Genomic DNA, 22170 nt, shown 5'->3' on the forward strand with positions numbered 1-22170 from the left:
CGCTCAGCACGCAATCGCTTGCGTCCTGTGTGAATTACTTTGTTTGGAATTGTTTAACGTGTTTTTCCAACACGAAAATAGGTTCCGTTACAAGTTTTTCGATATTGTTCAATTTTCAAGGTCCTGTTTGCGCCTCAGCCAAGTGGCTGACGACTTGATTATTTTATCACAGAAGTGATTTTTTGTCAAGCTCTTTTTTCGAAGTTTTTCGTTTCTTATCGAACTTGGAGCGTTCTCGGTTTCTCGGCGCTGGCCGGAACTTTCGGACGTCTATTGGTTCTTTTCGCTTCACTTCCAGCTGAGGCTCAGAAGTCATTCTTTTGTCTCAGCGCTTGGCGCTCAAGTATAATACCATACGCCGGGCCGGATGTCAACACTTTTTTGCAAGTTTTTTCAGGTTTTTTCTTCTTTCTCCAAAATTCATCTTCCGGCAGGCCCCAACCCCTCCGCTGCGGCCATGGCCGCAGCGTCTCCCCTTGCCAAGGGGAGACGAAGGTGTTATATATTATATATACATTATAAGCAAGCAGGGAGGCACCAACCATGATACTTACCGTCAATCTCGGCAACACCCACATCACCATTGGCGGCTACGAGCACGACGACCTGAAATTCTGCGGACGGCTCCACACCGACCCCGCCGCCACCGTCGATGAATACGGCCTGCGGCTGCTGAATCTGCTTTCGCTCCACGGCGCTTCGCCAGAACAAATTGAGGGCGGCATTCTGGGCAGTGTGGTGCCTGCGCTGACGGGGCGGGTGCTGGCCGCTTTGCAGATGCTCTGCCCGGTGCGCATCCTGACCGTCGGGCCGGGACTCAAGAGCGGCATCCGCCTCCGGCTGGACAATCCCGCCCAGCTGGGTGCCGAACTGCTCTGCGGCGCGGTGGCCGCACTGGCCGAGGGCTCGGGGCCTCTGGTGGTCATTTCTGCCGACACAGCCATCTCCCTGATGGCCGTCAACGGAAAACAGGAACTTGTAGGCGGCGTCATCCTGCCGGGGCCGCAGCTTTCGCTGGCTGCACTGGTGCAGAACACCGCCCAGCTGCCTCAAATCGACCTCTCCGCGCCTGCGCCCGCCTCCGTACTGGGCAAGAACACTGCCGCCTGCTTACAGAACGGCTTTGTCCTCGGCACTGCCGGGATGCTGGACGGGCTGGCTGACCATTTCTGCGCCGAGCTTGGCCCTGAGACGAAGTTCTACGCCACCGGCAATCTGCCCACGGCCATCCGGGACGCCTGCCGCACGCCCATCCTCTACCGTGAGACGCTCATCACGGACGGCCTGTACTGCATCTGGCTGCGGAATCGCCGCTGAAGTTTTATTTGCATTTTGCAAGAGGCTGTGCTATACTATATTGTACTGATTCATCAGTACAAATCGTGCGATCGTAGCTCAGCTGGATAGAGCGTTCGGCTCCGACCCGGAAGGCCAGAGGTTCGAATCCTCCCGGTCGCACCAAACAATGAAAATCCGAACCTTTTCTCAATGGGAGAAGGGTTCGGATTTTTCGTTTTCATCGGAAATGAGAATGCCGCGGTTGCGCAGCAATGAAAGCCCCAGTGGGGCTTTTAAGCGGCAGAGCGGTCTTGCGCCAGCAAGATGGAGGGGTCTCACCCCCGACAAGCTCCGGCTCGTTCCCGACGGCTGCGTGGAGCTGCTGCTCCGGGATGTGGGTTAGAAGATTAAGAGAAATGCCGTTCCAAAAGCAACTGGAACGGCATTTCTTATTTTTCGCTATTCGGGATCTTCTGTCCTCGCAGCTCCTGCCGGATGGCACGGAACTGCTCCGGCACATCCGCATCGGTCATTGCACCGGGGACATCTACCGTCCCAGCGGCTTTGGCGGCTTCATAGAACCAGCATTTATACTCCACGGTCTCCAGCGTGTGCTGTAACTGCTGGATCTGCTGGGTGAGTACCTCCCGCTGATGCCGGAACATTTCCAGCCGGGTGTCAATGGTGTCGTCTCCCTGCATGGAAAGCTCAATATACTGCCGGATGTCCTTGATGGACATTCCGGCTTTTTTCATGCAGCGGATGACCTGCAGCCACTCGAAGTCGTTTTCCCGAAACATCCGAATGCCGCCGGAGGAACGCTCCACAAAGGGAAGTAACCCTTCTTTGTCGTAGTAGCGCAGGGTGGAGGCAGGTACGCCCAGCTTTTGTGCCATTTCACCTACGGTATAGATCATCTGAAACCTCCGTTTTTTCAAAAAGCCCTTGACTTAAAGTGCGCTTTAAGTTGTATGATAAAATCAAACTTTATCAACATCATAATGCGGATGCACTCCGCTGTCAAGGAGGCTCCTATGAGCAAGAAGGTATTGATTTTGTCTGGCAGTCCCCGGAAGGGCGGCAACTCTGATATTCTATGCGACGAATTTCTGCGTGGAGCACAGGATGCCGGGCACAAAGCAGAAAAGATCCGGGTCGCTGAGAAAAAGGTGGCTCCCTGCTCCGGCTGCTACTACTGCAGCACCCACGGCGGAGCCTGCGTCCACAAGGATGATATGGCAGACATCCTGCAAAAGATGATCGATGCCGATGTCATTGTGCTGGCAAGCCCGGTATACTTCTACTCCATCAGCGCCCAGTTGAAGGCAGTGATCGACCGTACCGTGGCACGGTGGCTTGAGGTCAAAGACAAGGAATTCTACTACATCACCACCATGGCAGACAAGGAAAAAGCCTCTGCGGACACTACGCTGGCCTGCTTCCGGGGCTATGCAGACTGCGTGGAAGGTGCCGTGGAAAAGGGAGTCCTTGTAGCATGTGGCGTTTACGAGCCGGGTGCGGTGCGAAACACCTCTGCAATGGCACAGGCTTACGAGATGGGGAGGAACGTATAATGGCAGTGAAACAGACAGCAGGGCGGGATGCTCTGGGCGAATTTGCACCAAAATTTGCAGAACTTAACGATGAGGTACTATTCGGGCAGGTGTGGAGCCGAGAGGATAAACTCTCCCTCCGGGACCGCAGCCTTGTGACGGTGGTAGCACTGATGGCGCAGGGACTGACGGACTCCTCGTTTCGGTATCACCTGACGGCAGCGAAAAACAACGGTATTACCCGGACTGAGATTGCAGAGATCCTGACCCATGCGGCGTTTTATGCAGGCTGGCCCAAGGCGTGGGCGGCTTTCCGCATGGCAAAGGAAGTCTGGGCAGAGGACGCTGCCGAGGATGCCAAGGCAAAGCACCAGAGTGAAATGGTGTTTCCCATCGGTGCATCCAACGACGGTTTTGCGCAGTATTTCAGCGGAAAAAGCTATCTGGCCCCCCTGTCCACCGCACAGGTTGGCATTTACAACGTCACCTTTGAGCCGGGCTGCCGGAACAACTGGCACATCCACCATGCTGCAAAGGGCGGTGGGCAGATCCTTGTCTGCGTGGCAGGCCGGGGCTACTATCAGGAATGGGGCAAAGCTCCGCTGGAGCTGCATCCGGGCGATGTGGTAAACATTTCCCCGGAGGTCAAGCACTGGTACGGTGCTGCACCCGATTGCTGGTTCTCTCATCTGGCCGTGGAAGTGCCCGGCGAAGGCACCTCTAACGAGTGGTGCGAGCCGGTGCCGGAAGAAACCTATAAGGAGTTGCGGTGATGCGTTTTGACGTACACCCAACCACGATAAAACAAAAGCAGGGTGCATCCATCCAGACGCACCCTGCCAAAGGCCACGGACGATAGCGATATGTACAACAGGGAGTTCTCCGATGGGAGCTTCCTGTTTTTCTTTTCCTGGAAGATGCGCCTGCTCCGCCTGCCATGCGGCAAACTCCCGCTGTCCTTCCTCGCTGTTCCAGCAGGCAAGGATGGCCGGGTCGTTGGAGAAGTCTATCTCATTTTTGTTGGAGCTATTTTGCAGCAGCCCCTTTTCTATTGTCAGGGGGCCATCTTTTTATATTGCAAAAAGCAAAAACATCTTTATAATAGAGCTTGTACCCCGGTGTGCGCGGGTACTGTTTTGGGATAAGAAAAGGAAAAAAGAAACTATGAGTTCATCCGCAAAGTCTCTGACCGAAGGGCCTCTGGCCAAACAGATCCTCCTGGTCAGCCTGCCGCTGGCCCTGTCCAATCTGCTGCAGGTGCTCTTTAATATGTCGGACGTGGCTGTGGTGGGCCGGTTCGCAGGCTCCACGGCCCTCGGCTCGGTAGGCTCCACCAGCATCTTCGTCACCCTGTTCACCGGTTTCCTCATCGGTCTGAGCAACGGCATCAACGTGCTGGTGGCCCGGTTCTACGGTGCGCGCCATGCCGACGATGTGGAGAAGACCGTCCACTCGGCTCTGCTGGTCAGTCTGGCAGCGGGCGTACTGCTCCTGCTCATCGGCCTGCTGGGTTCTCCGGCCCTGCTCCATCTGCTCAACACCAAAGAAGACCTCTACCCCGGCGCCGTGCTCTACCTGCGGGTGTACTTCCTCGGTATGCCGGCGCTGGCTCTTTATAACTACGGCAACGCCATCTTCAGCGCCATTGGTGAGACGAAAAAGCCACTGTACTACCTGTGCATCGCAGGCGTGCTGAACATCCTGCTCAACCTCTTCTTCGTCATCGTCTGCCATCTGGACGTGGCGGGCGTGGCGCTGGCAAGTGCCATCTCCCAATGTGTCTCGGCCTTCCTCGTTCTGCGGGCGCTGACCCGCGTGCAGGACTGCTACGCTCTGGACTTCCACAAGGTCGCTCTCGACCCTGCCACCACCCAGCGCATCCTCGCGCTGGGCCTGCCCGCCGGATTCCAGAACGCCGTCTTTGCCATTGCAAACCTCTTCATTCAGGCCGGTGTCAACTCCTTTGACTCCCTCATGGTCAAGGGCAACTCCGCCGCCGCCAACGCCGACAATATGATATACGACGCAATGGCCGCGTTCTATATGGCCTGCGCCAGCTTCATGAGCCAGAATTACGGCGCGGGCAAGCCTGACCGCGTGAAGAAGAGCTACTTCATCGCCCTCGCCTATTCCTTCGGCGCCGGCCTCGTGCTGGGCGGTTCGCTGTTCATCTTCGGGCGGCAGTTCCTCGCCCTCTTCACCACCGAGAGCGCCGTCATCGATGCCGGCATGAAGCGTGTGGGCGTCATGGGCTTTGCCTACTGCATTTCGGCCTTCATGGACTGCACCATCGCCGCCTCCCGCGGCCTGGGCAAGACGGTAGTGCCGACCGTCATCGTCGTCCTCGGCTCCTGCGTGTTCCGGGTCATCTGGGTCTACACCATCTTCGCCCACTTCCATACCATCCCCTCGCTCTACCTGCTCTACCCCTGCTCCTGGACGCTGACCGCCATCGCAGAGATCGTCTACTTCATCCACGCCTACAAGGACAGCATGAAGATATTCACTCAGCCCCAGCCCGCAGAAGTCTGATAAGACACAAAAATGCCATCGCCCCGCGGCGATGGCATTTCTTTATTTCGTTACTGATAATCGTGGTTGAGGAACATGGCCTTGATCTGGACGATCTCGTCGTACTCTTCCTGCTCCACCTGAACGTCGGCGTTGACCTCTTTGAGGCGGTTCTTCACAGCCTCGAGAGCTTCGGGCAGGGTGACAGCCCGGCCCTCCTGAAGAGCGTCGGTCATCTGCTTGAGCACCACAGGGTGAGCGTAGATGTCCGGCACCGGGAAGTTCCCGCCGGGATAGGCTTTGATGTACTCGGCCATGGCCGCTTCGGCCCTGTCGGCACGCTTCATGATGGCGTTATGGTTGTTGTGGGCCGTAGGCATCATGTTGTAGCTGGAGAAGAGGAAGATGGCCGCAAAGCCGAACAGTGCAAAGTAGATGCCGTAGTTTCCGGTGTGGTTGATGATGCTCTGGATGCCATAGGCCGCAGACACCACGCCGAACAGACTGATGATGAGGGCCACATATTTATACACCGGCTTGCTCTGCAGCTGGGCGCGCTTGCGGCGCTCGGCAGCGCTGAGCTCTTTGGCAAGCTCCGGTTTCCTGGCGAGGTAGTCCGATGCGCGCTTGAGCTGGCCCACGCTCTGCTCTGCCTCTTTCGAGAGCTGGGGCAGCCTCCGGGCGGCTTTCTCGGCTTTCTGGCGGGCAATTTCCGCCTCGCCTGCGGCGCTCAGACGCGGGATGTTGGGCTGTTCTTTCGCCAGAACTTCCAGCAGGGCATCCACATCCCGCTCGTCCTTGAAGTTGCACTGCTTCTGCTTGCCGCCGTCGTACTCCACCACGAGGTAAGCCATCGAGGCAAACATGCCCTTACCGGAGAAGCCTCCCTGACTCATGGCCACCCGCTTGAACACGCGGCTGATGCTGCCATAGGGCAGATAATACCGGCGGTCGATGTAGAAGCTGTTGAGGTAGAGGGCCTTTTTGCCCACGCCGCAGGGGCCGATCTTTTTGCAGACTTTCTTATCGGCTTCCAGCGTTGCTTTGTCCAGATGGGCGAGGCCCAGTTGTGCAGGATGAAACAGCATAGAGAATCCCCTTCTTCCATTTCTTTCCCTCATTCTGCCACTCTGAGCCGAAAAAAGCAAGAGGCAGTTTCAGATGACCTTCTGCTCAAGCCATTTTCCCCGGACAAAACGCACCATAAAGCAGATGGAGCGGAACGCCCAGTCGAGATACATCCCCATCCAGATGCTGAGCAGTCCGCCGCCCATCTTCAGGACCCACAGGTAGCAGAAGCCCACGCGGAACACCCACATGGACACGATGCTGACGGTCATGGTGAAGCTGGCGTCGCCGGCGGAACGGAGGATGTTGGGCAAGGTGAAGCTGGAGGGCCAGAAGAAGAGGGAGACGATGTTGAACCACATCATGACTTCCAGCGCCATGGCCGAAGCCTCCGGCGAGAGGCTGAACCAGGACAGCGCCCAGCGGTCGGCGAAGAAGAAGGCCGACAGATTCATGACCCAGGCCCCGCAGTAGGCCACCAGCAGCAGGCGGCGGGCATACCAGACCGCCTGCTCTTTCTCGCCTGCACCGAGGCACTGGCCCACCACCGTGAGCACCGCCATGCCGACGGCGCTGGCCGGGATGTTCAGGAAGGTGCTGGTGGTGTTGGCCACGGCATTGGCCGCGATGGCGGCGGTGCCGAGGGTGCTGGTGAGGCTGGCCACCGACAGTTTGCCGATTTGGAACATCCCGTTCTCAATGCCCGCCGGGATGCCCACCCGCAGGATGCGCCGGATGAGCTTTCCGTCCGGCTTCATGGCCGACAGGCCGGTGACGCGGAGCATACAATCCGGCTTCTGGAGCAGGAAGAGGACGGCACAGCAGGCCACCGCGCGGGAAACGAGGCTGGCCAGCGCCGCGCCCATGACGCCCATCTTGAAGCCAAAGATGAGGATGGCATTGCCGCCGATGTTGACGACATTCATCACAAGGCTGGACATCATGCTGATCTTGCTGTTGCCCTGCGCCCGGAAGAGGGCCGCGCCTGCGTTATACAGGCCGATGAAAGGGTAGCTCAGGGCCGACAGCAGGAAATATGTCTCGGCGTACTTCATCACATCGGCGTCGATGGAGCCGAAAATGCCCCGCAGGATGGCGTGGCGTCCCACCACGACCACCGCTGCCACAAGAATGCTGAAGCTGGACATGATGAACATGATCTGTGCGGCAGCAGCCCGGGCGCTCTTCTCCTCCCGATGGCCGATGTACTGGCTGGCGACCACCGCGCCGCCGGTAGCCAGCGCCGTCATGATCTGTATCATCAGGGTGTTGAAGGTGTCCACAAGGCTCACGCCCGACACCGCCGCCTCGCCCACCGACGACACCATGAGGGTATCGGCCAGGCCGATGGTCACGCTCAGGGCCTGCTCCGCAATGAGCGGCAGCAGCAGGGCCGTCAGCTGCTGGCGGGTAAACAAAGGCTTCGTTTCAAATTTTGTGCTCGTCATTCGCTCCTCCGCGCCGCCCCCGAAGGGGCTTTTTCAAAGTATACAGACTTATCCCTATGATACAGCGTCTTTCCCCAAAAGGCAAGAAGATGTATACAAGAATCTCTCAAAATTTTAAGGATCCTGCCCCTCTGCTCCACTTTACCCCCATTCCATCTTGTGTTACAATGAAAGTTACCAGAGGGCTTCCCTTTTCTGCGCCGTGCAGGGACGCGGACAAAACGGCGCTCCGGTATCATGATAAGAAGGACAACCCAAGACCCATAAGGGGGAAGGAATCTATGCCAAAGACAGCTCATAAAGTCGTGGTCATCGGACATCGCAACCCGGACACCGACTCTATCTGCTCTGCCATTGCGTACGCAGAGCTGAAAAATAAGACAAGCTCCCTCGTCTGCGAGGCCCGCCGGGCCGGACGGATGAACCAGGAGACGGAATTCGTGCTCAAGCGGTTCGGCGTCGCGCCGCCCCGGATGTGTACCGACGTCAACCCGAAGATCCGTGATGTGGACTACCGCGAGATGCCCGGCATCCCCGGCTCCACCAGTCTGCGCAAGGCATGGGAGATCATGCGCGACCAGAAGATCGACACCCTGCCCATCACGAGCGCCGACAACGAGCTGGAAGGCATCATCACCGTGAAGGACATCGCCACGGCCAACATGGACGTGTTCGACACCGGTGTGCTTGCCACCAGCCGCACCACCTATAAGAATATCCTCGAGACCCTCGGCGGCACCATGGTCGTCGGCAACGAGAACGCCGTCTGCACCACCGGTCATATCAAGATCGGCACTGCCACCCCTGAGATGCTGGAAAACAACGTCGAAAAGGGCGACATCGTCATCCTGACCAACCGCTATGAGAGCCAGCTGTGCGCCATCGAGAAGGAAGCATCCCTCCTCATCATCTGCAACGGCGCCAAGGTGGGCCGCACCATCCAGCGCATCGCCGAGGAGACCGGCGTCGCCATCATGACCGCCCCCTGCGACACCTACGCCGCCGGCAAGCTCATGAGCCAGTGCGCCCCCATCTCCTACTATATGACCCGCGACGACATCATGAAATTCACCCTCGTCACCCCGGTGGCCGACGTCACCCGCGTGATGGCCAAGGTGCGCCACCGCTACTTCCCCATCCTCGACGAGGACGGCAAGTACTGCGGCATGGTCAGCCGCCGCAACATCATCGCCCTGCGCAAGCGCCGCATCATCCTAGTGGACCACAACGAGGCCACCCAGGCCGTGGAGGGCTTCGACCAGGCTGAGATCCTGGAGATCATCGACCACCACCGCATCGGCAGCCTCGAGACCAGCGGCCCGGTCTATTTCCGCAACCAGCCTGTAGGCTGCACCGCCACCATCATCACCCAGATGTACGATGAGAACGGCGTCGAGATACGGCCTCAGATCGCCGGTCTGCTGCTGGCGGCCATCCTCTCGGATACGCTGGTCTTCCGCAGCCCCACCTGCACTCCCGTCGATGTCTCCACCGCCAACCGCCTCGCCAAAATCGCGGGCGTCGAGATCGACGCCTTTGCCTCCGAGATGTTCGAGGCCGGCGAGAAGCTGGACGGAAAGACCCCGGAGGAAGTCTTCCTGCAGGATTTCAAGGTGTTCATGTGCGGCGATGTCCGCTTCGGCGTGGCGCAGGGCAGCTACATGACCCGCAAGAACCTGAAAGCGGCCCAGCAGCTGCTCACCCCCTATCTGCCCGAAGCCTGCGGCAAGCAGAACGTGGAGGACCTCTATATGCTGCTGACCGATGTGCCGAAGGAAGAGAGCGTCGTCATCTGCACCGGCCGTCATGCCGGCGAGATGCTGCGCAGCGGCTTCGAAAAGGAGCCGGAGGAAGATGGCAGCTGGGTGCTGCCCGGCGTCGTCAGCCGCAAAAAGCAGTTCATCCCCGCCCTGATGAGCGCCTATCAGGAGCTTTAAGCTACCATGTTTGACTTTCTGAACGAAAAGGACCGCCAGCCGCCCACCCTGCCTCAGGGGACAGTCCGGCGGCGCTACTCCATCGAGGGACAGGTGCAGGGCGTGGGCTTCCGCTACCGCGCACGGTACGCCGCCCAGAGCCTCGGCCTCACCGGCTGGGTGGAAAACGAAGACGACGGCTCGGTCACACTGGAAGTGCAGGGCGACCCGACCCTCTTCCTTAAGCTGTTCGCCCTCATCCAGCGCAGCGACTATATCCAGATTACTTCCATCCGCCAGCGCGACCTCGCCCCTGACCCGTGGGAACGGGATTTCCGGGTGCGCGGCTACTGATAACAGCCTGTAACAAACACGAAGCCCCCCGGAGTCCTGCATTCCGGGGGGCTGTTGTGTATCTATCAGGAGTAGTTCCGCCTTGTATTTCGAACGAGTACATTATCGGGGAGTTCTTCTGTATTTAAGGCTATCACAAATTCGTGGAAAATGTGTGTAATTTCAGGAAAAGATTGGAGAAATCCTCTTACACTTTCTTCTTTTTTCAGCAATTTGGTTGACAGAATGCCAAAGTCGTGCTATCATCGAATCAATCATTGTCAGGCTTTTGTGCGGCATGGCCGCCGGGCCTGGGAATAAGGGAGCGCCGCACGGGCCGGCAAAGGGGTTTCATACCGCTTTGCCGGCCCGTGTTTTTATTTCCCGGCGGGGTGCAAAACCGTGCCATCTGTGGTACAATAGAAGTCGAACTTTACCGATCGAAAGGGGCATACGGATGCAGTTGTTTGAACTGGTCAGCCCGCGGCTGTTCCGGCCGCTGGCGGGGCCGAACCGGGCATTTTATGCAGAGCTGCTGCTCTTGCTGTGGGAGGAGTGCCGCCACACGGCAGATTACAGCATCCTGCGGGCCGAGGCCGTATCCCGGGCCGAGGATTACTTCGCCGCGCTGGCAAAGCCGCTGGCACTGGACGCCGACGACGCGGGCGATGAGGCCGAGCAGCCCACCCGCGACCCCCACACGCTGGCGCTGGGCTTTCTGCTGCGGCTGCGGCGCACCGGCTGGCTGGCCGAACAGCCCGGCAGCTACGAAGAAGAGCCTGCGCTGGCCTTTGTGCCGGAGGTGACGCCGCTTCTCGAGGCGCTGGAAGAGATCCTGAACCCCCGGGTCGTCACCTACACCGGCAAGCTCTACAAGGCGTGGCAGCTTTTGCAGAACGTGGGCCAAGAGAAGAGCCCCTACGAGAACGTCCTGCGGGAGGTAGCCGGCGACCTTGAGGCGCTGAACAAGTCCCTCCGCGCCCTCAACGCCTCCATCGGCCACTACATCGACCGCCTCACCCGCAACCGCACCCCGCAGGAAGTCTTGGAGCTTTTCGACCAGTACGAAGAAAAGGTGGTGGCCGCCGCCTACCACCGCTTCAAGACCAGCGACAACCTGTTCAACTACCGCGCCTTCCTCGAAGAGGGACTGGACGACTGCGAGACGAACTACCTGCCCCAGCTGGCGCTGGATTACGCCCGGGTGGAGCGCTGCGCCCCGAGCGAGGCCGCTCCCGCCGTCCGCGCCCTCATCCAGAAACAGCGGGACGCCCTCGAAGAGATGAGCACCCTCATCCGGGAGATCGACGCCAGCCACGTCCGCTACCGCAAGCGGGCCGTTCAGCGGGCGCAGTTCCTGCTGCTGAGCGACCGCTCGGCCCAGGGCAGCGTCACCGCCCTGCTGCGGCGGTATGCCGAGGACATCAAAACGCCCGAACAGCTCTTTGAGCCGGACGACGGCCCACTGGCCGCGCGGCTCAAGCTCTGGCCGGTGCAGGTCTTCGGCGAAAAGCCGCTCTATCCTCCGGCCGCACCCCGCACCGACGCGCCGCTGGCCCCGGTGCAGGCCGGACAGCTGGACGAGGAGCAGCTCCGCCGGGAGCAGAAGCTCCTGCTGGACTACGCCCGGATGGCCGTCACCGAGGAGAACGTGGACATCCTCGCCCGGCAGGCGCTGGCCGCACGGCCTTCTGTCTCGGCGTCCACCCTCGCCGACGAATACCCGAACGACTTCGCACGCATCATCGGACTGCACACCTACTCCCAGTCGCCGCGCCGCTGTTATGACATCCAGCTCACCGGCGAGTGGGCCACGCGGGGCGGCTTCCGGTTTGAAGAATTTACTCTGACACCCCGCAAGGAGGACGCCGAAGATGACCGAAACGAATAAAATGCTGGAAGAGTGCGCAAATTATCTGCTCAACCACTGCTTTGTGCTGGGCGGCGTGGAGGACCAGCGCGCCAAATATCTCTATGTTCAGGACCACCTCAACGAGGTGCGGGCCGTGTTTGCGCCGCTGGGCTACTCGGTGGTGCTCTACCCCGCCCCGCTGCAGGCGGCGGCCCTCGTCAACGAGCATGAGGGCAGTCAGGCCCGGCTTCTGAAGTACGAGAGCATCCTGCTCTTAGTCCTGCGCCTGCTCTACCTCCAAAAGCGGGAGAGCCTCTCGGCCAGCGCCGATCAGGTGCTGGTGACGGTGGAAGAGGTACAGGCCGAATTGCAAAAGATGAACCTGCCCCGCCGCCTCGACCAGCCCACGCTGGAAAAGCTGCTGCGCACCCTGCGCCGGTACAATCTGGCCCGGCCGGTGGGACGGCTTTCCGGGCTGGACAGCCGTATTGAAGTATTCCCCACTGTATTGCTTGCTCTGCCAGATTCCGACCTTGCGGACGCTGCCGCCGAGGTGACCCGCACCCGCAGCGAGCTTTCGCTTTATGAGCGGCCGGAGGACGGCACCGCTGCCGTGGAGGTGGAAGAATGATAGAACTGAAACGCCTGAAGCTCATCAACTGGCACAACTTTGAGAACGTGACCTTCGACTGCGCCCGGCTGACCTACATGATCGGCGTCAACGCCGTGGGCAAGACCACCATCCTCGACGCCATCCGCTACTGCCTGACCACCAACCGCAACTTCAACGCTCTCGGCAACAAAAAGAGCGGCCGCACCCTGCAAGGCTCTGTCCACGCCAAGCAGCGCGGCGAGAACGCCTACCGCCGCCCGGGCCGCACCGTGGCCTACATCGGCGCGGAGTTCTGGGACAGCGTCAAGCGCACCCACTTCGTCATCGCCGTCCGGGTCGAGTCGGAAGGCCCCATGCAGGAGCTCCACCCCGGCGACCAGACCTGGTATATCTCCGAGGACGGCTGCACCCTCGAGCAACTGCCCTTCATCGACCCCCGCACCGGCGCGCCCAGCTCGAAAGAGAACTTCAAGCCCGCTGTGGGCCGTCTCTCCTACACCCGCAGCCCCGGCGAAGCCCGCGACCGCATCTGCCGGGCGCTGGGCATCGGCCGCGCCGCAAGCCCGCTGGGCAAGAAGTTCAACGAAGTCTTCCAGATGGGTACCAGCATGGACGAGATCCCCAACTTCCGGGAGTTTTTATATCAGTACATCCTGCCTCAGCCCGAGCTTGATCTGGAAGCTTTGCAGGGCGACCGGGTGGAGCTGGAAAACCTCCACGCCGTGCTGGCCGAAGCCCAGACACGCGCCGCCGCGCTGGAACAGATCGTGGCCTATGGCCGCGAAGCTGCCCAGAAGGAAACGGAAGCCCTCGTCAACCGAGGCACTGCCCTGCTGGCCCGTGCTGAGGAAGCCGCCGCCGGGACGAACACCTGGCAGGAGCATCTTGCCGCCGGAAAGCGCCAGCACGAAGAGCTGACAGCCCGCTACGCCGCCGCAAAAGACGCCGAGGCCGAGGCCCGCCGGGCTTATCTTTCGGCCCACAGTGCCGCCGCCAGCGGCGAGGGCCGGGCGCTGGACGCCCTGAGCGAAGAGCTGGCCCGCAAAAAGACCGCACTGGACAAGGCCGGCCGGGACGCTTCCAGAAGCGAAGCCGCCGCAGGCAACGTGCAGAGCCTCTTGCAGAGCTTGCAGCGCAGCGGCTTTGCCGTCGAAAAATCGCTCTGGCCCGCCTCGCTGACGGCGGAGACTCTGCCCCAGCTCCAAAGCGCCCTCGCCGGGCTGGAAAAGCCGCTGGAAGAGCAGTATTTCGCCGCACGGCAGAGCGCCGACACCCTCACCGCCGAAGTACAGGAAAAGCAGGCGGAGCTGGCCTCCGTCTCGGGAGGCCGGTGGGTCTACCCCCACGGCGACGCCGCCACCAGAGTGCGGGATGCCGTGAACGCTGAGCTCAAGAGCCGCGGCATGACGCCGGACGCCAAAATCTTCTGCGAACTGCTGAGCGTCGAGGACGAGAGCTGGCAGGACTGCGTGGAAGCCTGCCTCGGCGACCGCCGGTTCGACATCCTCGTGCCGCCTGCCCACTACGCCGCCGCCAAGAGTGCCTTTGTGGCCCTGCGGGACAAGGTCGGCCCTATCAGCCTGCTGGACACCCCCAGCATCCGCACGGCCAACCGCAAGGCCGACGCCGCCCCTGCCGACAGCCTCGCCGCGCAGGTCCGAAGCGAGAACCCGCTGGCCGCACAGTATGCCGACACCATCCTGCGGCGCATCGTCTGCTGTGACACCCCCGACACACTGGAAAACTATCCCGACAGCGCTACCCGCGACCTGCTGCGCCACCACCCCTTCCGCCTCGAGCGTCTCCGCACACCCCAGCGGTATATCGGCCTTGACGCCCGCCGCGCCCGGGCCGAAGCGCTGACGAAAGCTCTGGATGAGCTGACCGCCCGCAGCAAGGAAGCGGCGCAGTCTGCCGCCGCCCTCAAAGCCGCACGGGACAGCTATCAGGATGTGCTGCACAGCAGCGTCATGGATGAGCTGGCCGCGCTGTGGGACGCCCGCGCCGCGCTGGAAGCGGCCCGCGCCGACTGCACCGCACAGGAGCAGAAGCTGGCCGAGTGCCGCGAGAACCCGATGCTGCAGCAGCTTTACAAAGAGGACGAGGCCCGCGAGGCCGCGTGGGACGCCGCCCGCGCCGCTGTGGAGACAGCCGGCGGCGACATCCGTGTCTGCGAAAAGCAGCTGGCCTCCTGCGAGGCTGAGCAGACCAAAGCAGAAGAGACCGCCAGGCAGGCAAAGGACGCCGCCGACCGGTTCTTCGGGCAGTACCCGCTTTTGGAGCCGCTGGCACGGGAGCGCTTCGCGGCCCTGAGCAAGGACAAAGGCCCGCGCTATGCGGCCCAGTCCGCTGAAAAGGCACAGGCCCGGCTGGACGACGCACTGGCCGTCTACCTCACCGGCACCCTCGAGCCTGCCCAGAAAGAGTACAACACCCGCTACGTCTGCGATCATCCGCTGGGCCTTACGGGCATCGAGCAGTACCGCGCCCAGCATGAGAGCCTCGTGCGCATTGATTTGGAGCGGTACGCCGCCCGCCTCGAGCAGGCACAGCGCGACTGCAAGGACCGCTTCCGCAAGGACATCCTCTTCCGGATGAAGGATGACATCTTCAACGCACGGCGGCAGTTCCGGGAGCTGAACAAGGTGATGGAACAGCTGACCTACGGCGAAGAGGTCTACCGCTTCGAGCTTGGCCCCAGCCGCGACCCCCAGCTGGCCGCATTCTATCAGGTCATCGTGGACAAGGGAAACCAGCAGATGACCGACGGCGACTCGCTGGACAACCTCGCCGCCACCGCCGACCCCGTCTATGAGCGTCAGGTAGACGAGCTGATGGAAAAGATCATGGCCGATGTGGACGAGAACACCCGCGCCCGGCAGGAGGGCCGCCGCCCCGAGAATGTCACCCTTTCGGATTATGTAGACTACCGCACCTACCTCGACTACGACATCAAAGTGACCAACACCGTCTCCGGCCAGCAGGCTTCCCTTTCCCGCGTCAGCCGTGATTCCTCCGGCGGCGAGAATCAGGCCCCCTTCTATGTAGCTATCTGCGCGTCGCTGCTCCAGATCTACCAGAAGAGCGAGAACAGCATCCGTCTGGTGCTGCTGGACGAAGCGTTCAGCAAGATGACCAGCGACCGCATCCGCCCCATGATGGAGCTGTTCCGCCGGATGCAGCTGCAGGTCCTGCTCATCTCCACCGTCGAGAAGAGCACCGCCATCCAGCCCTACTGTGACATCACCTATTCCATCGTGCGCCACGGCGACGTGAACGCCATCGCGCCCTTTTACCGTCTGAATGCATCGGAGGAAATTGGATCTTGAACGAACATCTTGTAAAATTCTGGCTCTTTGCCACCCACTGGACCGAGCTGGACACCTTTGACACCGAAGAAGAGCTGAACGACGAGATCGAACTGCTCCACCGCCAGAACCTGCCCACCAAGGTGCGTCAGCGCACCAAAAAGGACGGCGGCGAGGAGCTGGTGCTCTACGTCAAGCAGGCCGACCGGGATTATGCCCGCTACTGCACCGGCTGGCGGCCCGGGATGTAACAAGGAGTACCCATGTCAAAGCAGAAAATACAGTTATCCGACCACTTTGATTACAGCCGCCTTTTGCGGTTCGTGCTGCCCTGCATCGGCACCATGCTGTTCACCTCCATCTACGGCATCGTGGACGGCCTGTGCGTCTCCAACTTTGTGGGCAAAACGGCCTTTGCGGCGGTCAACCTTATCATGCCCCTGCCGATGCTGGTCGGCTCGGTGGGCTTCATGCTTGGCACCGGCGGCAGCGCCATCGTAGGCATCACGCTGGGCGAGGGCGACCGGGAAAAGGCCGACCGCTATTTCAGCCTCTTCGTCTGGACGGGCCTGATTTTGGGCATCGTCCTCTCCGCCATCGGCATCCTCGCTGTTCGCCCCGCGGCCCAGCTTCTGGGTGCAAGCGGTGAGATGCTGGATTACTCTGTCCGGTATGGCCGCATCCTGATGCTGTCCCTGCCCACCTTTATTTTGCAGAATATGTTCCAGAGCTTCTTCGTCACCGCCGAAAAGCCCTATCTGGGCTTCGCCTTCACGGTAGCGGCGGGACTTACCAACATGGTATTGGACGTTGTTCTTGTGGGTATGCTCCACGGCGGCGTGGAGGGCGCAGCCATCGCCACCTTCATCAGTCAGGCCGTGGGCGGCGTGCTGCCGGTGTTCTACTTTTTCAGCAGGCGCTCCACCTCCTCCATCCATCTGGGCCGCGCCCAGTGGAACGGCGGCGTCATCCGCAGCGCCTGCATCAACGGCTCCTCGGAGCTGATGACCAATCTTTCCATGTCGCTGGTCAATATTCTTTACAATTACCAGCTCCTCCGCTTTGCGGGCGAAAACGGTGTCGCGGCTTATGGCGTCATCATGTATGCGGCGTTCCTGTTTGTGGCCGTCTTCGTGGGCTATGCCGTCGGCAGCGCCCCCATCGTCAGCTACCACTACGGCGCACGCAACCACGCCGAGCTGAACAACCTCTACTCCAAGAGCCTCCGCCTCATCGGCGTCATCGCCGTCGTTATGACGGCCCTCTCCATGCTGGTCATCCCCTATGTGGCCCGCATCTTCGTGGGCTACGACGCCGAGCTGCTGGCACTGACCAGCCACGCCTTCCGCGTCTACGCCCTGAACTTCTTCCTCATGGGCTTCAATGTCTACGGCTCCTCCTTCTTCACTGCTCTGGGCGACGGCGTGACCAGTGCGCTCATCTCCTTTCTGCGCACCCTGCTGTTCCAGCTGCTGGCCCTCATCTTCCTGCCCATGGTTCTGGGCATCGAGGGCGTCTGGCTGGCCGTCACGGCAGCCGAAGCCGGTGCGCTCTGCGTCACGGTACTGATGTTCATCACCAAGGACAAAGTTTTCCACTATCGCAAAGCATCCTGTTGAAAAGAAAGGCCGTCGGGATCTCCCGACGGCCTTTTGCTGTTATTCGAACCGGTATTCCACCAACTCACAGTTTTTGATGCCGGCGGCGGAATATTCCTCGTTGGTCATGTCGTGGAAATAGGACTCCACCACCCGGGCGATGCCGTTGTGGGCCACGAGAAGATAGGTCTTGTTCTCATCCTGCCGCAGCTCGTCCAGCAGATTATAGATGCGCTGGGCCAGCTGCATCATGCTCTCGCCGCCGTCGTAGCGGTCGGCAAAATGGGTCTTGGAGATGCGAAACTCTGCGCCGTCCCGGGGCGTGCCTTCGTATTTGCCAAAGCACTGCTCCCGCAGGCGGGGCTCACAGCGGGCGGGCAGGCCGGTGGCCTCGGCCACGGCCTTTGCGGTGTCGGCGGCGCGGCTCAGGGGTGAATACAATATCTCGTCGATGTGGACGCCGCTTTCCTTGACCTTCTGTCCCAGCTCCCGGGCCTGCTGCTGGCCTTTTTCGGTGAGGGGGCTGTCGGTCATGCCGCAGATCTTATTCTCCACGTTCCAGACCGTCTCGCCGTGGCGGGCAAAATAAATGCTGTGCATGGTGTCTCCTTATTTATTGTAATTGGCCTCGATCTCCCGGATCTTCTCATAGAAGAAATCGTTGGCCGGAGTGGGCATCCCGTGCTTTTGGGCCAGACGGCGGACGACACCTGCAAACTGCTCCACCTCGGTGGGGCGCTTGGCGAGGACGTCCTGCCGCATACTGGGCATTCCGTCAGGATTGAAGGTGGGGGCCATGGATTCGAGGAAGGCTTTGTGGTTGTCGGCAGGCAGGTTGACGCCCTCCAGCACCGACAGATCAATGACTTCCTGCATAGCCTCGAGCATCTTATCATAGGCCGGGCCGGGCTTGGTCAGACCGCCGTAGGGCAGGTCAAAAGCAGCGGCCGCCTGATTGAGGCCGTCGTTGACCATCAGCTTGCTCCACTGCTTGAAGAGGATGTCATTGCAGGGCTCGCTGGCGATGCCGCAGGCGGTGAGGTACTCATCCACCGCTTTTACGCGGTCGGTCATCTCGCCGCCCTTCTCGCCGAACTGGATGCGGCCTTCGGCACCGAACGTCAGGCTGCGGCCCACCCGGGTAGCGTCCATCCCGATGGCGACGCTCCACAGGCAGTGGCCGGGATAGACAGCCTCGATGTCATTCTCACTGGTGATGCCGTTGAGCACGCTGATGATGATGGTGTCGGGGCCGACGAACTTTTTGATGTCCTTGATGGCCTGCTCGAGCACCGTAGCCTTGACGGCCACGAGGACCAGGTCAACCGGCTGGCCCTGCTCCGGCGTAACATAGTCGAAATGGCACTCTTTGCCGTTGCAGACCACCGGCTGGGCCGAGTAGCGGGCAACGCGCTCCGCGTCCGCAATGACCTTCACGCCGGGCATCTTCCGGCCAAAGAGGATGCCCAGCGCACCCAGGCCAATGAGGGCGGAAGTCTCGATTTTTTTCATGATGTTCCTCTCCTTTTCCAGCTCTTTTCCAAATTCAGGCTTTGCGCAGGGCCGTGCCGTCCCAGAGCACGGTATCTCCCTCGTCGATGCCCTGCCGTGTCAGCTCGGCGTCGGGGCAGGACAGGGTCTTCCGGGTGCCGTCCGCCGCTTCTACCGTCACATCACAGCAGACCTCGGCCCCTTCGGGCAGCTCTTCGCAGCCGTACATCTGCTCTTCGATGCGCACAACGCGGTAACGCTCCATAGCTTCCACCTCCCGGGGCGTTTTTCTTTATTATAAGCCCCGCTCTCCGAGGCGTCAACCGCGGCTTGACACGTCTGCCGCCGGGCTGATAAAATAAAGGAGAATCTGCATTGACCGGGGGAGAAGAGCTTTGAACATCACAGAACTGCGTTATCTCGTTGCCATTAAGAAATGGGGCTCGGTGAGCGCTGCGGCAAAGCAGCTCTACGCCGCCCAGCCCAACGTCAGCAAAGCGCTGAAGAATCTGGAAGAGGAATACGGTCTGCGCATCTTTGAGCGCTCGTCCACCGGCATGATCCCCACCGAGCAGGGGCGGCGGTTCATCGAGCAGGCCGCGCGGGTGCTGGAAGAGGTAGACCGCCTGACCGAAGATGCCCACCACGCCCGGGAGCGCTGCGCCGAGCTGCGGGTGATGATCCCCCACGCCACCTACGCCTCCTATGCGGCGGTGGATTTCCTGAAAGAAGCCGCCGGGGCCGACCAGCTCCGCATCCACATCCGGGAGGGCGGCTCCATGGAGGCGCTGGACTTCGTGCTGCGCCGGGGTTATCACCTGGCGCTGCTGCGGTATGCCGCCGAGGACGACGACCACTACATCCACTACTGCGCCCGCCGGGGCCTGAAAATGGAGCCTGTGATGGAGTTCGAGTACCGCCTGCTCACCAACCGGGACGGCCCGCTGGCCAAGCACGAGGTGAAAGACCTCTCGGAGCTGAACCATTATATGGAGATCATGCACGACGACTTCCAGCTCCCCGGCGAAGACGGCGGCGACGGCGTGCGCTGGCACGTCAACGACAGCCGCCGCATCCATGTCTACGAGCGGTGCAGCCAGCTTTCTATCTTGCAGCAGCTGCCCTCAGCTTATATGTGGGCCTCCCCCATGCCCCAGCGGGCGCTGGACCAGTTCCATCTGGTGCTCAAAAAATGCCCCGCCCAGCGTCAGGTCATGCGGGACGTGCTGGTCTACCCCGACCACGGCGCGCTCCGGTCCGAAGAACAGGCATTCATCGACCTGCTCCACCGGGAAGCCTCCCTCACGGTAAAATAAGGTCCTGTTTCCAGCTCTCGCCATTTTATGCAGAAAAGCCACGGAAAAAGGCAAAAAAGCGCCCTCTCTCAGCACTCTGCACAAAAACGCACTAAAATTTTCGGCAAACTGCCTTCTGGGCATTCCCGGAATCGTTTCAAAGAGAAACAGTGTCAAAATTCAATCGTGCCTTCGTTAAAATATGGCCCGACATCCCACAAACAGGGTGCCGGGCCATATATTTTTTGATATATGGCCCATACCAGAAGCATATTATTCATTTTATGAAGAATGTGTTAACATAAGGCCAAGGATGATTTTGGCAGTCGGCAGAATGGGGTCGGCTGCAGAAATCAAAAAGGAGGTTTCTGGTATGATTAGTTTCTTACTCTGTTTAGCGATCCTGATCGGCGGTTACTTCGTCTATGGCAAGATCGTTGACAACACGTTCGGACCCGATGACCGTGAAACTCCCGCTGTCCGCATCAACGACGGTGTTGACTATGTCGTGATGCCCCAGTGGAAGCTGTTTCTGGTCCAGCTGCTGAACATCGCGGGCCTCGGCCCCATCTTCGGCGCACTGCAGGGTGCTCTGTGGGGCCCTGTGGTGTTCCTGTGGATCACCTTCGGTACCATCTTTGCAGGTGGTGTCCACGACTACTTCTCCGGCATGATGAGCGAGCGTAATGACGGCGGCTCTATCGCAGAGATCACCGGCAAATACCTCGGCCCTGTGATGCAGAACGTCATGCGTGTGTTCTCCGTCGTGCTGCTGATCATGGTCGGTACCGTGTTCGCAGTCGGCCCTGCCGGCCTGATCGTCACCCTGTGCAAGAACAGCGGTATGTCCGGTGTTCTGACCACTACCCTGTTCTGGCTGATCATCATTCTGGTCTACTACTTCATTGCGACCTTCATCTCCATCGACGCCGTCATCGGTAAGATCTACCCCATCTTCGGCATCTGCCTGATCATCATGGCCGTCGGCGTTATCTTTGGCATCTTCACCAACCCCGCCTACACCATCCCCGAGATCTGGCAGCACTTCGGCAGCATGCATCCCTCCGGAACTCCTATCTGGAGCTTCATGTTCATCACCGTCGCCTGCGGCGCTATCTCCGGTTTCCACTCCACTCAGTCGCCTCTGATGGCTCGCTGCATGAAGAGTGAGAAGCAGGGCCACTTCGTTTTCTACGGCGCAATGGTCTGCGAGGGCATCATCGCTCTGATCTGGGCCGCAGCTGGCTGCTCCCTGTACGAGATCACCGGCGGTCTGAACACCGGTCTGGCAGCTGCTCTGGCTGAGGGCCAGTCCGCTGCTATCTACGACGTCTGCTCCAAGACCATGGGCGGTGTGGGCATCGCACTGGCTATGATCGGCGTCGTCGTCTGCCCCATCACCTCTGGCGATACCGCATTCCGTTCCGCTCGTCTGACCCTGGCCGACTGGTTCAAGATCGATCAGGACAGCTACGCAAACCGCCTGAAGCTCTGCATCCCCGTTCTGGGCGTCGGCGCTTTCCTGGGCATCGGCAATGCACTGGGCTTCATCAACTACACCGTTATCTGGCGCTACTTCAGCTGGACCAACCAGACTCTGGCTATGATCGTTCTGTGGGCAGCTTCCATGTACCTCTTCCAGGAGAAGAAGAACTACTGGATCACCGCTGTGCCTGCTACCTTCATGAGCGCAGTCTCCTCTACTTACTTCGTTCTGGCTCCTGAGTGCCTGGGCAGCATCCTCAACAGCAAGACCGCTGAGGGCGCTACCATCTACAACACCGCTGTTGCATATCCCTTCGGCGTCATCTTCGCCATCGCAATGCTGGCCATCTTCCTCCATGCGACCAAGAAGCACACCGCAAAGAATGCATAACAGCCCAGCGTACTCATCTGAGTTTCGCCG

20 protein-coding genes and 1 tRNA gene are annotated in these 22170 nt (G+C 60.2%); 15 read left to right on the forward strand and 6 right to left on the reverse strand.

Translation table 11 applies throughout. The annotated features are described in order from the left end of the window. Positions 1-543: 543 nt before the first annotated feature. Complete coding sequence (locus F3G95_RS09230) at positions 544-1317, forward strand: type III pantothenate kinase (RefSeq protein WP_015565088.1); 774 nt, start codon at positions 544-546, stop codon at positions 1315-1317. Positions 1318-1384: 67 nt separating this feature from the next. After that, positions 1385-1461 (forward strand) — tRNA-Arg (locus tag F3G95_RS09235). A gap of 266 nt (positions 1462-1727) precedes the next feature. On the opposite strand, the gene F3G95_RS09240 is transcribed toward F3G95_RS09235, so the two are convergent. Next, positions 1728-2195 (reverse strand): MerR family transcriptional regulator, encoded by a 468-nt coding sequence (locus F3G95_RS09240; protein WP_149794698.1) that lies wholly within the window; start codon positions 2193-2195, stop codon positions 1728-1730. Positions 2196-2312: 117 nt separating this feature from the next. On the opposite strand from F3G95_RS09240, the gene F3G95_RS09245 reads away from it, so the two are divergent. The 4 genes from F3G95_RS09245 to F3G95_RS09260 all read left to right on the forward strand — a co-directional run bounded on the left by F3G95_RS09245 (position 2313) and on the right by F3G95_RS09260 (position 5363). Further along, positions 2313-2852 carry a flavodoxin family protein gene (locus F3G95_RS09245; protein WP_149794699.1) on the forward strand — a complete coding sequence of 180 codons (540 nt, stop codon included), beginning with the start codon at positions 2313-2315 and terminating at the stop codon, positions 2850-2852. After that, positions 2852-3604 (forward strand): carboxymuconolactone decarboxylase family protein, encoded by a 753-nt coding sequence (locus F3G95_RS09250; protein ID WP_149794700.1) that lies wholly within the window; start codon positions 2852-2854, stop codon positions 3602-3604. The genes F3G95_RS09245 and F3G95_RS09250 overlap by 1 nt, the downstream gene beginning before the upstream one ends. A gap of 90 nt (positions 3605-3694) precedes the next feature. Then, entirely contained in the window at positions 3695-3976 is a 282-nt protein-coding gene (locus tag F3G95_RS13810; RefSeq protein WP_188117539.1) for a hypothetical protein, read from the forward strand. Between the two features lie 19 nt (positions 3977-3995). Beyond that, positions 3996-5363 (forward strand): MATE family efflux transporter, encoded by a 1368-nt coding sequence (locus F3G95_RS09260; protein WP_149794701.1) that lies wholly within the window; start codon positions 3996-3998, stop codon positions 5361-5363. 50 nt (positions 5364-5413) lie between these two features. Here the strand turns inward: F3G95_RS09260 and F3G95_RS09265 are convergent, their stop codons facing one another. After that, a complete protein-coding gene (locus F3G95_RS09265) occupies positions 5414-6430 on the reverse strand; it encodes an ATPase P (protein WP_149794702.1) in 1017 nt (338 codons plus the stop codon). Positions 6431-6499: 69 nt separating this feature from the next. After that, positions 6500-7858 carry an MATE family efflux transporter gene (locus tag F3G95_RS09270; RefSeq protein ID WP_149794703.1) on the reverse strand — a complete coding sequence of 453 codons (1359 nt, stop codon included), beginning with the start codon at positions 7856-7858 and terminating at the stop codon, positions 6500-6502. A 281-nt stretch (positions 7859-8139) separates the two neighbouring features. On the opposite strand from F3G95_RS09270, the gene F3G95_RS09275 reads away from it, so the two are divergent. The 7 genes from F3G95_RS09275 to F3G95_RS09305 all read left to right on the forward strand — a co-directional run bounded on the left by F3G95_RS09275 (position 8140) and on the right by F3G95_RS09305 (position 17499). Beyond that, the gene (locus tag F3G95_RS09275) at positions 8140-9795 is read left to right on the forward strand and encodes a putative manganese-dependent inorganic diphosphatase (protein WP_149794704.1); all 1656 of its coding nucleotides are present in this window, start codon (positions 8140-8142) and stop codon (positions 9793-9795) included. A gap of 6 nt (positions 9796-9801) precedes the next feature. Continuing rightward, complete coding sequence (locus tag F3G95_RS09280; protein ID WP_149794705.1) at positions 9802-10128, forward strand: acylphosphatase; 327 nt, start codon at positions 9802-9804, stop codon at positions 10126-10128. Between the two features lie 436 nt (positions 10129-10564). Beyond that, on the forward strand, positions 10565-11998 hold the full coding sequence (locus tag F3G95_RS09285) for a Wadjet anti-phage system protein JetA family protein (RefSeq protein ID WP_149794706.1): 1434 nt from the start codon (positions 10565-10567) through the stop codon (positions 11996-11998). Then, a complete protein-coding gene (locus F3G95_RS09290) occupies positions 11982-12590 on the forward strand; it encodes a DUF4194 domain-containing protein (protein ID WP_149794707.1) in 609 nt (202 codons plus the stop codon). The genes F3G95_RS09285 and F3G95_RS09290 overlap by 17 nt, the downstream gene beginning before the upstream one ends. Next, positions 12587-15901, forward strand: coding sequence for an SbcC/MukB-like Walker B domain-containing protein (locus F3G95_RS09295; RefSeq protein ID WP_149794708.1), 3315 nt, complete (start codon positions 12587-12589; stop codon positions 15899-15901). The genes F3G95_RS09290 and F3G95_RS09295 overlap by 4 nt, the downstream gene beginning before the upstream one ends. Next, positions 15898-16131: a hypothetical protein gene (locus tag F3G95_RS09300; protein WP_149794709.1), complete on the forward strand. Its 234-nt coding sequence runs from the start codon at positions 15898-15900 to the stop codon at positions 16129-16131. The genes F3G95_RS09295 and F3G95_RS09300 overlap by 4 nt, the downstream gene beginning before the upstream one ends. 12 nt (positions 16132-16143) lie before the next feature. Next, on the forward strand, positions 16144-17499 hold the full coding sequence (locus tag F3G95_RS09305; RefSeq protein ID WP_149794710.1) for an MATE family efflux transporter: 1356 nt from the start codon (positions 16144-16146) through the stop codon (positions 17497-17499). Between the two features lie 39 nt (positions 17500-17538). Here F3G95_RS09305 and F3G95_RS09310 read toward each other — a convergent pair whose 3' ends face one another. Genes F3G95_RS09310 through F3G95_RS09320 form a run of 3 tightly spaced genes read right to left on the reverse strand, consistent with a single transcriptional unit; the run spans position 17539 to position 19234 of the window. Further along, entirely contained in the window at positions 17539-18078 is a 540-nt protein-coding gene (locus F3G95_RS09310) for a histidine phosphatase family protein (protein ID WP_149794711.1), read from the reverse strand. A gap of 9 nt (positions 18079-18087) precedes the next feature. Next, positions 18088-18990 carry a 2-dehydropantoate 2-reductase gene (locus F3G95_RS09315; protein WP_149794712.1) on the reverse strand — a complete coding sequence of 301 codons (903 nt, stop codon included), beginning with the start codon at positions 18988-18990 and terminating at the stop codon, positions 18088-18090. A gap of 34 nt (positions 18991-19024) precedes the next feature. Continuing rightward, positions 19025-19234 (reverse strand): hypothetical protein, encoded by a 210-nt coding sequence (locus F3G95_RS09320; protein WP_015565077.1) that lies wholly within the window; start codon positions 19232-19234, stop codon positions 19025-19027. A 130-nt stretch (positions 19235-19364) separates the two neighbouring features. Between F3G95_RS09320 and F3G95_RS09325 the strand changes: the two genes are divergently transcribed. Further along, positions 19365-20285: a LysR family transcriptional regulator gene (locus F3G95_RS09325; RefSeq protein ID WP_149794713.1), complete on the forward strand. Its 921-nt coding sequence runs from the start codon at positions 19365-19367 to the stop codon at positions 20283-20285. A 352-nt stretch (positions 20286-20637) separates the two neighbouring features. After that, positions 20638-22140 (forward strand): carbon starvation CstA family protein, encoded by a 1503-nt coding sequence (locus tag F3G95_RS09330; RefSeq protein WP_149794714.1) that lies wholly within the window; start codon positions 20638-20640, stop codon positions 22138-22140. Positions 22141-22170 lie beyond the last annotated feature (30 nt).

It is taken from the genome of Faecalibacterium sp. Marseille-P9312 (genome assembly GCF_902497445.1).
GTDB classification, from domain to species: domain Bacteria; phylum Bacillota; class Clostridia; order Oscillospirales; family Ruminococcaceae; genus Faecalibacterium; species Faecalibacterium longum.

What these genes read in the sequence shown, in the direction of transcription:
- F3G95_RS09315 (WP_149794712.1), bottom strand. Translation starts at nt 18,990, where the DNA reads ATGAAAAAAATCGAGACTTCCGCCCTCATTGGCCTGGGTGCGCTGGGC.
- F3G95_RS09245 (WP_149794699.1), top strand. Translation starts at nt 2,313, where the DNA reads ATGAGCAAGAAGGTATTGATTTTGTCTGGCAGTCCCCGGAAGGGCGGC.
- F3G95_RS09250 (WP_149794700.1), top strand. Translation starts at nt 2,852, where the DNA reads ATGGCAGTGAAACAGACAGCAGGGCGGGATGCTCTGGGCGAATTTGCA.
- F3G95_RS09270 (WP_149794703.1), bottom strand. Translation starts at nt 7,858, where the DNA reads ATGACGAGCACAAAATTTGAAACGAAGCCTTTGTTTACCCGCCAGCAG.
- F3G95_RS09310 (WP_149794711.1), bottom strand. Translation starts at nt 18,078, where the DNA reads ATGCACAGCATTTATTTTGCCCGCCACGGCGAGACGGTCTGGAACGTG.
- F3G95_RS09320 (WP_015565077.1), bottom strand. Translation starts at nt 19,234, where the DNA reads ATGGAGCGTTACCGCGTTGTGCGCATCGAAGAGCAGATGTACGGCTGC.
- F3G95_RS09305 (WP_149794710.1), top strand. Translation starts at nt 16,144, where the DNA reads ATGTCAAAGCAGAAAATACAGTTATCCGACCACTTTGATTACAGCCGC.
- F3G95_RS09295 (WP_149794708.1), top strand. Translation starts at nt 12,587, where the DNA reads ATGATAGAACTGAAACGCCTGAAGCTCATCAACTGGCACAACTTTGAG.
- F3G95_RS09260 (WP_149794701.1), top strand. Translation starts at nt 3,996, where the DNA reads ATGAGTTCATCCGCAAAGTCTCTGACCGAAGGGCCTCTGGCCAAACAG.
- F3G95_RS09240 (WP_149794698.1), bottom strand. Translation starts at nt 2,195, where the DNA reads ATGATCTATACCGTAGGTGAAATGGCACAAAAGCTGGGCGTACCTGCC.
- F3G95_RS09330 (WP_149794714.1), top strand. Translation starts at nt 20,638, where the DNA reads ATGATTAGTTTCTTACTCTGTTTAGCGATCCTGATCGGCGGTTACTTC.
- F3G95_RS09280 (WP_149794705.1), top strand. Translation starts at nt 9,802, where the DNA reads ATGTTTGACTTTCTGAACGAAAAGGACCGCCAGCCGCCCACCCTGCCT.
- F3G95_RS09275 (WP_149794704.1), top strand. Translation starts at nt 8,140, where the DNA reads ATGCCAAAGACAGCTCATAAAGTCGTGGTCATCGGACATCGCAACCCG.
- F3G95_RS09230 (WP_015565088.1), top strand. Translation starts at nt 544, where the DNA reads ATGATACTTACCGTCAATCTCGGCAACACCCACATCACCATTGGCGGC.
- F3G95_RS09290 (WP_149794707.1), top strand. Translation starts at nt 11,982, where the DNA reads ATGACCGAAACGAATAAAATGCTGGAAGAGTGCGCAAATTATCTGCTC.
- F3G95_RS09265 (WP_149794702.1), bottom strand. Translation starts at nt 6,430, where the DNA reads ATGCTGTTTCATCCTGCACAACTGGGCCTCGCCCATCTGGACAAAGCA.
- F3G95_RS09285 (WP_149794706.1), top strand. Translation starts at nt 10,565, where the DNA reads ATGCAGTTGTTTGAACTGGTCAGCCCGCGGCTGTTCCGGCCGCTGGCG.
- F3G95_RS13810 (WP_188117539.1), top strand. Translation starts at nt 3,695, where the DNA reads ATGTACAACAGGGAGTTCTCCGATGGGAGCTTCCTGTTTTTCTTTTCC.